This window comes from Marinobacter sp. B-12 (assembly GCF_056857915.1).
Map to the genome: position 1 here is coordinate 255945 of NZ_JBSXOB010000064.1, position 11230 is coordinate 267174.

General features: G+C 57.0%; 12 protein-coding genes. 6 read left to right on the forward strand and 6 right to left on the reverse strand.

Going from position 1 to position 11230, the window contains the following annotated elements; genetic code table 11:
- The first annotated feature begins 4 nt into the window (after window positions 1–4).
- Window positions 5–1324, forward strand: a complete 1320-nt coding sequence (locus tag AC13D2_RS19975) for a DEAD/DEAH box helicase (protein ID WP_292048882.1) — start codon at window positions 5–7, stop codon at window positions 1322–1324.
- A gap of 40 nt (window positions 1325–1364) precedes the next feature.
- Here AC13D2_RS19975 and gcvA read toward each other — a convergent pair whose 3' ends face one another.
- On the reverse strand, window positions 1365–2291 hold the full coding sequence (gene gcvA, locus AC13D2_RS19980; RefSeq protein ID WP_292048881.1) for a transcriptional regulator GcvA: 927 nt from the start codon (window positions 2289–2291) through the stop codon (window positions 1365–1367).
- 128 nt (window positions 2292–2419) lie between these two features.
- On the opposite strand from gcvA, the gene AC13D2_RS19985 reads away from it, so the two are divergent.
- Window positions 2420–2596, forward strand: coding sequence for an RSP_7527 family protein (locus AC13D2_RS19985; protein WP_292048880.1), 177 nt, complete (start codon window positions 2420–2422; stop codon window positions 2594–2596).
- Between the two features lie 74 nt (window positions 2597–2670).
- Here AC13D2_RS19985 and AC13D2_RS19990 read toward each other — a convergent pair whose 3' ends face one another.
- Window positions 2671–3378 carry an SGNH/GDSL hydrolase family protein gene (locus AC13D2_RS19990; protein ID WP_482939061.1) on the reverse strand — a complete coding sequence of 236 codons (708 nt, stop codon included), beginning with the start codon at window positions 3376–3378 and terminating at the stop codon, window positions 2671–2673.
- 45 nt (window positions 3379–3423) lie between these two features.
- The gene (locus AC13D2_RS19995) at window positions 3424–3888 is read right to left on the reverse strand and encodes a winged helix-turn-helix transcriptional regulator (protein ID WP_482939062.1); all 465 of its coding nucleotides are present in this window, start codon (window positions 3886–3888) and stop codon (window positions 3424–3426) included.
- Between the two features lie 90 nt (window positions 3889–3978).
- Here AC13D2_RS19995 and AC13D2_RS20000 point away from each other — a divergent pair, with 90 nt between their 5' ends.
- The 4 genes from AC13D2_RS20000 (at window position 3979) to AC13D2_RS20015 (ending at window position 7386) form a co-directional block, all read left to right on the forward strand.
- Window positions 3979–5091 (forward strand): NADH:flavin oxidoreductase, encoded by a 1113-nt coding sequence (locus AC13D2_RS20000; RefSeq protein ID WP_292048877.1) that lies wholly within the window; start codon window positions 3979–3981, stop codon window positions 5089–5091.
- A 129-nt stretch (window positions 5092–5220) separates the two neighbouring features.
- Entirely contained in the window at window positions 5221–5532 is a 312-nt protein-coding gene (gene bamE / locus AC13D2_RS20005) for an outer membrane protein assembly factor BamE domain-containing protein (RefSeq protein WP_007153071.1), read from the forward strand.
- Window positions 5533–5660: 128 nt separating this feature from the next.
- Entirely contained in the window at window positions 5661–6203 is a 543-nt protein-coding gene (locus AC13D2_RS20010) for a hypothetical protein (RefSeq protein ID WP_482939063.1), read from the forward strand.
- A gap of 31 nt (window positions 6204–6234) precedes the next feature.
- A complete protein-coding gene (locus AC13D2_RS20015; protein ID WP_421911670.1) occupies window positions 6235–7386 on the forward strand; it encodes a patatin-like phospholipase family protein in 1152 nt (383 codons plus the stop codon).
- Here the strand turns inward: AC13D2_RS20015 and pntB are convergent.
- The 3 genes from pntB to AC13D2_RS20030 all read right to left on the reverse strand — a co-directional run bounded on the left by pntB (window position 7375) and on the right by AC13D2_RS20030 (window position 11133).
- On the reverse strand, window positions 7375–8766 hold the full coding sequence (pntB, locus tag AC13D2_RS20020) for a Re/Si-specific NAD(P)(+) transhydrogenase subunit beta (protein WP_292048873.1): 1392 nt from the start codon (window positions 8764–8766) through the stop codon (window positions 7375–7377). The genes AC13D2_RS20015 and pntB overlap by 12 nt on opposite strands.
- Before the next feature lie 12 nt (window positions 8767–8778).
- Window positions 8779–10356 (reverse strand): Re/Si-specific NAD(P)(+) transhydrogenase subunit alpha, encoded by a 1578-nt coding sequence (locus AC13D2_RS20025; RefSeq protein ID WP_300496089.1) that lies wholly within the window; start codon window positions 10354–10356, stop codon window positions 8779–8781.
- Window positions 10357–10500: 144 nt separating this feature from the next.
- Window positions 10501–11133, reverse strand: coding sequence for a TetR family transcriptional regulator (locus tag AC13D2_RS20030; RefSeq protein WP_300496091.1), 633 nt, complete (start codon window positions 11131–11133; stop codon window positions 10501–10503).
- Window positions 11134–11230 lie beyond the last annotated feature (97 nt).

Here is an 11230-nt window from a genome sequence, read left to right on the forward strand (position 1 = left end):
CACTATGAGTTTTTCTTCACTCGGTTTGTCCGAGCAACTGGTCCGTGCCACAGCCGACCAGGGTTACGAAACACCATCCCCCATCCAGGCCAAGGCCATTCCCGCTGTTTTATCCGGCAGGGACGTGATGGCGGCTGCCCAGACGGGCACCGGTAAAACCGCAGGGTTTACCCTGCCATTGCTGCAACGCCTTGCGGAAAATCCCCGCACTGGCAAAGGCCCGCGTGTACTGATCCTGGCGCCCACCCGCGAGTTGGCGGCCCAGGTTCACGACAGTGTCGCGCTGTACAGCCGATACATGCCGACCAAGTCCGCCGTAGTTTTTGGTGGCGTAAAAATTAATCCGCAGATGATGAAGCTGCGCAAGGGTCTGGACGTGCTGGTGGCCACCCCTGGCCGGCTGATGGACCTGTACCAGCAGAATGCGGTTCGTTTCAACGAAGTGGAAATCCTGGTGCTGGACGAAGCCGACCGCATGCTGGACATGGGCTTTATCCGCGACATTCGCAAGATTCTTGCGTTGTTGCCCGCCAAGCGCCAGAACCTGTTGTTCTCCGCCACCTTCTCCAACGAGATCCGCGGCCTGGCCGAAGGCCTGCTGGATAACCCGGTGCAGGTAGAAGTGGCAGCCCGGAACACCGCTGCGGAAAGCATCAAGCAGTCTGTCTACCCGGTAGACCAGAGCCAGAAAACCGCCCTGTTGAGCAAATTGGTGCGGGACAATGGCTGGGAGCAGGTGCTGGTGTTCACCCGCACCAAGCACGGCGCCAACCGCCTGACCCAGAAGCTGGAGCGTGACGGCATTACCGCTGCGGCTATCCATGGCAACAAGTCACAGGGTGCTCGTACCCGAGCACTGGCCGATTTCAAACAGGGTGAAGTGCGCGTGCTGGTCGCAACCGACATCGCGGCCCGTGGCCTGGATATCAAGCAGTTGCCACAGGTGGTGAATTTCGAGCTGCCGAACGTGCCGGAAGACTATGTGCACCGTATTGGGCGTACCGGTCGTGCCGGTGAGAGCGGACATGCGCTATCACTGGTCAGTGCTGACGAAGGCAAGATGCTGGCGGGCATTGAAAGGCTGATCAAGAAGCAGCTTCCCCGCAAGGAAGTGGAAGGCTTTGAACCCAAGAACAACCTGCCGTTGAAGCCAAAGGCGAAAGCCGACCCCAGCCGGGCACGGAACCGAAATGGTAACGGTGGCCGGGGGCCAGGTGGTGGCAATGGCCGTCCTGGTGGTTACAGTGCCAAGCCCGGTGGCCGCAGTGGCGGGCGCGGTCGGAATTCGAATGGCGGACAGGGCCAGGCGCGACGTTCAGCCTGATTGGCTAGAAGAACCAGGCGGTGTTTACACCGCTTCAGGGTTATTTCTCCAGAGGGGGCGTGGTTGATGCCTCCTCTGGATCTGAAACCTGCATCTCGTTCATCAACCATTCTTTAAAGGCTTTCATACCCGCGTTCAAAGGACGATGCTTTTGAAAGACAAGGTAAAAGGCCTTGTGGGTATCCAGTCGAATATCAAACGGCACGACGAGTTGCCCGTTGTTGATCTCCCTCGATGTGAGTGTACGGTCGGCCAGGGCTACTCCCAGGCTCTCCTGCGCAGCCGCCGTAGTTAGCTGCCCACTGGACAGTTGCAGGCTGCCCTTGGGTTGAATGAAATCGACGCCCGCCTTGTGCAGCCAGTTCTCCCATTCCCACTGGCGCTTACTCACGTAGATCAGCGTATGTTGCTCCAGGTCTTCCGGCTTTTCTAATGGCGGTCCGTTGCTCATAAGTCGCGGGCTGCACACCGGTACCAGCATTACTTTGCGCAGGAAATGCACTTCAATGTCGTCCCAATCTCCGTTGCCATAATAGACCGCCATATCGGTGTTGGTCTGGTTGAAATCCAACAGGCCCATAGAGGCATTGATCTGCAGTTCGATATCCGGATAGAGATCGCGAAAGCGTGACATGCGAGGCATCAGCCAGCGGGTCAGGAAGTTGGGGGCCACGCTGATCTTCACCACGTTGGGCTCGTGGGTCGCCGTGAGGCGCTGGGTTGCCATCTCTATCTCGTCGAAAGCATGTTTTACGGACGCAAGGTACCGCTCTCCCGAAGGTGTCAGTTCCACCTTTCGTCCGGTGCGATTGAATAGGGCAACTCCTAAAAAATTCTCAAGCGTCTTAACCTGGTGACTTACCGCCGAAGCAGTCACAAAGAGCTCTTCAGAGGCAGCCGCAAAGCTACTGTTTCTGGCGGATGATTCGAAAACCCGCAAGGCTTTCAGAGGAGGAAGGTGTCGCATCTCGGTTTCTACTAAGCATGAAATATATTCAGCATTCTGGTTAGAAATGATCGCTTTTTCAACAGCTGTGAGTTCCTTAACATTAATCCTGTAAACAGTTCTAACTTCCGAAACAAGGACACACGATTATGAATAAGCAAAACGTCAAATTAGACGCGACTGGTAGAGTTGATGTTGAGTACTACATGAGATTGGCGCACGAGCAGCGCTCTGAATACATTGCGGAGAAAACGGCGGCCCTTTTCGCCAAAGTTAAATCCCTGTTTCAGTCAGCGCCGGTCGGGAAATTCTCTCCCAGTCACTAAGCACCGCCGTAATAACCGCCAGGGTTCCCGGGCACCATTTCCGGATTCACCCCGGGCGGCGACATTAGCAAAGTTCAGATAAGCCTGGAGCCCAGAGCTTCAGCAATGTAGCGATAACCTTTTCTGCCCGGATGGTACCCGTCGCTGGCGAGTAAATCCGGATCAGTGACTGTTGGATAATCCAGATGCCGGAAGTTTTCTGGGTGTTCTTTGGCGAGGCGGCGATAGATCCTATCCAGTTGCCTGGCGCGCCAGCCCATGATGTGTCTAAGCGGAGAAGGTAACGCCGTAAACAGGTGCATCGGCGGTACGCTGATAAGATTCAGGGGTCCGGCATGCCGTGGTATGAGCAGTTTGCTCAGTTCGGTGAGTTGTCTACGGAAACGGCTGCGAGGGGTAAACCCAGTGGTGTCGTTCACGCCCATGCTTAGTAGCACCAGTTCTGCCCTTGGCAGTTCAATCTCTTCCAGCATCTGAATCAACGCCCCCAACCGAATGCCTTTAACCCCAAACGTATGCCAGGCAATCGTCTGTCCGGTGCGCTGATGAATCTGTCTGGCTATCTGGCTTGCCAGACCCTGATCATGGGTAGCAATGCCAACGCCCGCCGCCGTTGACTCGCCAATCACCAGAACGCTTCTGGCCGGAGTACCTTCGCCATATTGACCACTCAACGAGCCCCCGGCTTCTGGCAGCCTGGGCGTTGTATGGCGGGTTTTCTTGCCCTGATAGAGCAGGATTGGAAAGAGCAGGGCGGTTGTCAGCCAAAATGGCAGGTGCATGGAGATAGACTCCGCGTAATACGGCCTATGGGCTTCAGAGGGCGATTACACCGCTTTTTTTGTTTTGGGCACAGATTCTTTTACGAACACATCCCGGACCGACAGAGGCTGTCCGTCAATGCTTTGCACTTCGATCTGTCGGATGGGCTTGCCGGTTTCGCGGTCGCGAAGGTCCAGCGGTGTCTGTTCTGGTGATGGGTTCCATTTGTCGCCCCATTGGCGTAACGCCACCACAATCGGGAATAGGTCGCGCCCCTTCTCGGTCAGGCGGTATTCGCAGCGAGAGCCGTGCTCACCCACCTCGACCTTTTTCAGCACCTGATTGTCCACCAGCCGGCTGAGTCGATCGCAAAGAATGTTGCGGGCAATACCCAGCTCTTGTTGGAAATCCACAAAGCGGCGGGTGCCATACATCGCGTGCAGCACCACCAGCAGGGACCACCAGTCACCCACCTCATTAAGGGCGCGGGCGACGGAGCAATTGGAGTCATCAAAACGTTTTCTGGCCATGGTAAGGAGTGTACCTAATAGGGTTGCATTTTAAAACCAGATTCAATATGGTTGCTTAAAGAAACCAGATTAGTGAGGTTGCGATCTACCATGAGCATGAATCTTGGCCCTTTGTTTGAACCCTTTGAACTCCACAACCTGACCCTGCGCAACCGCGTGGCGATGGCTCCGATGACCCGCAACTTCTCGCCGGGTAATGCCCCGGGCCAGGATGTGGTGGACTATTATCGCCGCCGCGCTGAAGGCGGTGTTGGCTTGCTGATTACCGAGGGCACCACAGTCAACCACCCCGGCGCCAACGGTTATCCGAACGTGCCGTTTTTTCATGGGGACACAGCCCTCGCCGGCTGGAAGGAAGTGGTCGATGCGGTCCACGAGGCTGGCGGTGCCATTTTCCCCCAGCTGTGGCACGTAGGTGCCGTACGTAAGGAAGGCACAGAGCCTGACCCATCCGTACCCGGTTACAGCCCGTCCGGCCTGTTTTCACCGGGCAAGCCCAACGGCAAGGCGATGAGCAAGGACGATATCGACGACGTCATCACGGCATTTGCCGACGCCGCCCAGGATGCGAAGGCGTTGGGCTTTGACGGCGTGGAGATTCACGGCGCCCACGGCTATTTGCTGGATCAGTTCCTTTGGGAAGGCACCAACCAGCGTGATGACGAGTACGGTGGCAGTATGGAAAACCGTCTGCGTTTCGTCGTTGAGATCGTTGAAGCGGTCCGCCACCGCGTAGGCCCGGACTTTCCCATCATGCTGCGTTTCTCTCAGTGGAAGCAGCAGGACTACGAAGCGAAGCTGGTGAGCACTCCGGAAGAGCTGGAGCAGTTCCTGAAACCGCTGGTCGACGCCGGCGTGGATATCTTCCACGCCTCTACGCGTCGCTTCTGGGAGCCGGAATTCGAGGGCTCGAACCTAAATCTGGCGGGCTGGACGCAGAAACTCTCCGGAAAGCCGACGATGTCGGTTGGTAGCGTGGGACTGACCGAGGATTTCATCAGTGGCACCTTCGCCAGCAAGAAGGAAGCGGTGGAACAATCCGGCATCGACGAGTTGGTTGAGCGCATGAACAACAGCGAGTTCGAGTTGATCGCCGTGGGCCGTGCGCTGCTGCAGGATCCGGAGTGGCTGGTGAAAGTGAAGGACGGCCGTATTGGCGAGGTCGAGCCGTTCGCGAAAAAATCGCTGACAAAGCTCTACTGATCAGATCTGGCGTTGACGATAGGCCCCGGCGACACACCGGGGCTTTTTTGTGTCTGTCCGGTCTGTAATTTAACCTTCTGCCAAAACCCGTATGATTGATGTACTGATTCACAACAGAAGGGTTACACCATGAAGTCTGTTACCTCACTATCCGCCGTTGTTGTACTTGCATTGACCATGGTTATGGCCGGTTGTGCCACGGTCGGCCAGGACTTTGCCACCCACAACGTTGACCAGATCGAGATCGGTGACACCACCCGCTCGGACATCCAGGAGATGTTTGGCGAGCCCTGGCGCACCGGTATCGAAGATGGCAAGCGCACCTGGACCTACGGTAAATATCGCTGGTCGGCCTTTGGCGAAGCTGAAACAACGGATCTGGTGGTGCGCTTCAATGAAGACGGCACGGTGTCTTCCTACGTCTACAACACCACCGAGTAAAGCTCGGCTCAGCAAATAAACCTCAATGGAAGCACCGGGAAGAGAGTCATACTACGTAAAATCGTGAAATTTGAGCTAGATTGTCAGTAGAAGAACGCCTCATTCACAGGCGAAAGAGGAGAAACGCCATGATACGTTTATTCTATCTGGTATCTTCAATTGACAGTGCAAAAGAAATCTCCGACGACCTTCACGAGCATGACGTCACTGACTGGCGCTTCCACATTGTCAGCAAGGACGAGGCCGGCCTCTACACCCACCAGCTACACTCTGCGTCCATCCTGGACCGAACGGATCTGCCCAGGTACGTGGAGCGCGGCGCTATAGCCGGTTTTGTGCTGGCGCTTGCCTTCCTTGTTCCCCTGGCCTTGCTGGAAGTTCTGAACATGCCAGCGGCAGCCTGGATTGCCTTGTTCATCTTCGTAGTGGTAGCGGGCGCCTGGGTCGGTGGCTTTGGTGGTATCCAGAATGAAAACTACCGTATCGAGCCGTTCCATCACGACATTGAGGCAGGGAAGTATCTGATCATGGTAGATGCCCCGAAGGACCACATTCCCAAGGTCAAGGAATTGATGGCTAAAAACCACCCCGAGGCCAAGTTGCAGGGCAAGGATTCCAGTATTAACAATCCGTTTGCCGGCCGGCGTCGGCATAAGATCAAACAGGCCTGATGCGAGGCACTGTTCATAACGGAATGGCTTCATGACAAAGAACGGTGTCATTCTCACCGGAGGTGGCGCGCGGGCGGCGTATCAGGTCGGCGTGCTTCGCGCTATCGCTGACATGTATCCGGACTGGAACCACCCGTTCAATGTCATTATCGGTACCTCGGCCGGGGCGATCAATGCCATGGCTCTTGCCGGTAACCGGGGGCTGTTTCGCCACAGTATTGATCATCTCGATAAAGTCTGGTCGGAACTGACCATGGACCGGGTATTCCGGGCGGATACCTTTAGTCTGGTGCGCAGCTTCAGCGCCATCGCCCGCAAGATGATCAGTCGCCCTATTGAGAGCGGACCGGTTTCCTTTTTGGATAATTCGCCACTGCGGGAATTGCTGGAGCGGGAGATCGACCTGCAGAGCATTCGGCAAACGATCCAGGAGGGACACGTCGACGCTGTGGGCCTGAATGCCTGCGGTTACGCGACTGGACAGAATGTGTGTTTCTTTGAAGGGGTTGAAGGGTTGCAAGGCTGGTCGGTCGGACAGCGTGGCGGCACCCGTACAGAGCTGGCAGTGGACCACATCATGGCGTCTGCGGCTATTCCCACCCTGTTTGCGCCGGTGAAGATCAACCGCGAGTACTTCGGTGACGGCGTGACCCGCCAGATGGCTCACATTAGTCCGGCATTGCGGCTGGGTGCACGCAAGGTGCTGGTGATCGGGGTTAGTGCCAATGCCATGTGCCCGTCCAGGCGTCCGGAAAAACCCGGTATGCCAACGCTGACCCAGGTACTGGCCCACGTGTTTAACGGTATGTTTCTGGATACGCTGGATTACGACATCGATCGCTCGCGGTTGATCAACCAGTTGCTGGAACTGATCCCCGAGAAGAAACTGAAGGAATCCGGGCTCGACCTGAGCCCGGTGGATATTCTGGAAATTTCCCCTTCCGAGCCCATCAACGAAATCGCCATGAAATACATTGATGCCATGCCGCTGGTGTTGCGACGGTTGACCGGTGCTTCAGACAACGCGCCTTTTTCCAGCGCTAACCTCGCCAGTTTCCTGCTGTTCGACAAATGCTTCTGTCGCGATCTGATTGAGCTGGGCTACCGGGACGGCCAGAGCCAGTCCCGGCAGATTGAGCGGTTTTTTGCGAAGGAATCCGGGGCTGAAGAATCAGCCCCTTAACCCACCAACCAGCTTGTCGATGCTTTCCTTGGCATCGCCAAACAGCATGCGGGTGTTGTCTTTGAAGAACAGCGGGTTTTCCACGCCGGAATAACCCGTGGCCATGCCCCGCTTGAGGACAACCACCTGGCGCGCTTTCCACACTTCCAGAACCGGCATACCGGCAATCGGGCTGCCCGGATCTTCGGCGGCGGCCGGGTTTACGGTGTCATTGGCACCGATAACCAGAACCACATCGGTACTTGGGAAATCGTCGTTGATTTCGTCCATTTCAAGCACGATGTCATAGGGTACGTGGGCCTCGGCGAGCAGCACATTCATGTGTCCGGGCAGGCGACCGGCCACGGGGTGAATGCCGAAACGTACGTTGACGCCACGGTCCCGCAGGATTTTCGTCATTTCGCTGACGCCGTTCTGGGCTTGCGCCACAGCCATGCCGTAACCAGGCACGATGATCACGGAATCGGCATTGCGCAGTTCCTCGCACACATCATCCGCGGAGGACTCATAGACCGACTGGTCGGTATCGGCGGCACTTGAGCTGCTGCTGGTCTGGCCGAAGCCACCCAGGATGACACTGATAAACGACCGGTTCATGGCCTTGCACATGATGTAGCTGAGGATGGCACCGCTGCTACCCACCAGGGCACCCACCACAATCAGCAGGTCATTACCCAGCATGAACCCGATGGAAGCCGCCGCCCAACCTGAGTAGCTGTTGAGCATGGACACCACCACCGGCATGTCGGCACCACCGATGGCCATGATCAGGTGAATGCCGAGCACCGACGCGATGGCCGTCATGATGACAAGGGAAATCAGCCCCAGCGCCATGCTGTCGGTACCGAGGAACCAGGCGCCCAGCAATACGCAGGCGATAATGGCCACCAGGTTCATCAGGTGTCGGCCTGGCAGGGTCAGTGCCTTGCTGTCGATGCGGCCATCCAGCTTGCCGCACGCCACCAGCGACCCGGTGAAGGTCACCGCGCCGATAAAGATACCGACAAACACTTCCACCAGTTTGATGGTGTGTTCGGCACCCGTGGTGGCTACCAGTGGCTCTATATAGCCTGAGAAGCCGACCAGCACCGCCGCCAGACCCACGAAACTGTGCAGCAGGGCCACCAGCTGTGGCATCTGGGTCATCTCCACCTTGTTGGCGATGGGGATGCCAATGCCAGCGCCTAGCAGCACTGCAATCACAATGGCGATAACACCGCCGTCCACGCTGGCAAGGGTGGCGCCAACGGCGATGATGATGCCCGCGACGCCATAAAGGTTACCGCGCCGGGCGGATTCCTGATGGCTAAGGCCACCCAGGCTGAGGATAAAACAGATACTTGCGACCACGTAGGCCACGCTCACCAATCCTGTGCTCATATCGGGCGCCTCCTACTTGCGAAACATTTTGAGCATGCGATGGGTGACCCGAAAGCCGCCCCCTACGTTGATGCTGGCAATCAGCACCGCGACAAAGGCCATGATGCCAACGGCCAGATTCTCTGCCTGGGCCAGGTGGAGAATGGCACCGATCACAATGATGCCGCTGATGGCGTTGGTCACACTCATCAGAGGCGTATGCAGGGAAGGGGTCACGTTCCAGATGACCTGCCAGCCGATAAAGCAGGACAGCACAAACACCGTGAAGTGCTGCAGGAAGCTTTCCGGCGCGTGGGCACCAACCCCGTAGAGCGCCAGGGCCGTCACCAGCAGCAGCGCGCCCTTGCCAAACTGGCTGCGGCGTTTGGCGTCTTGCCTCGCGGCTTCCTTGTCGGCAGCCGTGGGTTCTTCAGTGCCGGGTGCCGGCTTGGGGCTGACCGGCGCTTCCGGTTGCGGTGGTGGCCAGGTAACGTCATTCTCCCGTACCACCGTCAGGCCACGGATCACATCGTCTTCCATGTTGACCTGGGGTTGGCCGTCTTTCTCAGGTGTCAGTTCCGTGATCAGGTGTACCAGGTTAGTGGCATACAGATCGCTGGCCACCTTGGCCATACGGCTGGGCAGGTCGGTGTAGCCAATCAGCGTCACGCCATGGTGGTGGGCTACCTTGCCGGGCTCTGTCAGCTCGCAGTTGCCGCCGCGTTCCGACGCAAGATCGACAATCACACTGCCGGGTTTCATGGATTTCACCATATCGGCGGTGATCAGTTTGGGCGCGGGTTTACCGGGAATCAGGGCGGTGGTGATGATGATATCCACCTCCTCGGCCTGTTCCGCGAACAGCGCCATCTCTGCCTTGATAAACTCGTCGCTCATCTGCTTGGCGTAGCCGCCGCCACCGCTGCCGTCCTCGTCGTCGAAATCCAGCACCAGGAACTCGGCGCCCATGCTTTCAACCTGTTCTTTCACTTCCAGACGGGTATCAAACGCCCGCACAATGGCGCCCATGCTGTTCGCAGCGCCGATCGCGGCGAGGCCTGCGACACCGGCCCCAATCACCATGATCTTTGCAGGTGGCACTTTGCCGGCTGCCGTGACTTGCCCAGTGAAAAAACGCCCGAAGTTATTGGCGGCCTCAATGACAGCGCGGTAGCCGGCAATGTTGGCCATAGCGCTCAACGCATCCATCTTCTGGGCGCGACTGATGCGGGGCAGGCTATCGATGGCAAAGGAGGTAATCTTTTTGGCCGCCAGCTTTTCCAACAGCTCGGGATTCTGCGCTGGCCACAGGTAGCTGACCAGAAACGCGCCGTCCTTCATCAGGTCCACTTCGTGTTTCTTGAGTGAAGGGTTCTTCATCGGTGCACGGACTTTGAGGATAAAATCCGCGTCCTGCCAGAGTGATTTGGTGTCCGCCGCAATGGTGGCGCCCACTTTTTCGTAGGCATCGTCCGTGTAATTCGCGGCTTCACCCGCGCCGCCCTCAACCATTACCTCATAGCCAAGGCCTATCAACTTATGCACTGAGGGCGGCGTTGCCGCTACCCGTCGTTCATCCTCGAAAATTTCCCTGGGGATACCGATCTTCATTGTAAGTACGTCCTCCGGAATGACCGATTCACTGAAAGTCTCGGTTTTTACTTATAGGTAGACGCTAACAGATTTACAAAGGTTTTCCTAAAAACGAACAAAGCGAAAAAACGGAAAGGTAAAACGAAAAAAATAATAAGCCCGTTAGAGGTCCTTCTCTAACAGCGCCTGTACATCACTTTCGGCCATCCCCTCCAGCATCGCCCCCCGAAATTGACGGTTGATAAACCGCTCGGTTTCATGCTGGATCAATGCCCGCTGTTCCGGCTTCTCGATGTAATCCATGGCCCGGAACAGGATGTAACGAATGGTCATGTGGGAAATCTCATGAATCGTCGCCGTCGGCACGGAACTGACCAGCTGGCGCTCGATAATGTCCTCTGCCATCTCCCGCGCGCTGGCGTCCAACTGCGCCTCAAGCGCCCCGCGCAACAAAGCCGACGGCCCGTGAAGCTCCCGAACCGCCACGGTGGTTGCCGCCGGATTGGCCAGAAAGTAATGGTAAACAAACGTCACCGTATCGTGGGACGCCTGCTCCGACGACTCCGCCATCCGCCGCAACTCCCGCACGCCAGATTTCATGTCCTCGGCAATGTACCCAAGCACCTGCAGACCGAACTCGTCGAGGTTCCTGAAGTGCCGGTAAAAGGTATTGGGATTCAGTCCGGCCTCACGGGCCAGTTCCCGGAGACCGAGAGATGTCAGGCTGCGGCTCTGGGTAATTAACCTGAGCGCCGCCTGAATCAGCTTCAGTTTTCCACCGGTAATCATGTTCATTGAGCATGCACCTAAAGTATGCGGACGAGTTGGGGGAGGGGATTCCCGAAACTGTGCGGAGCCATGGATGGCGGAGCTCAAGCCGCACATGGATGTC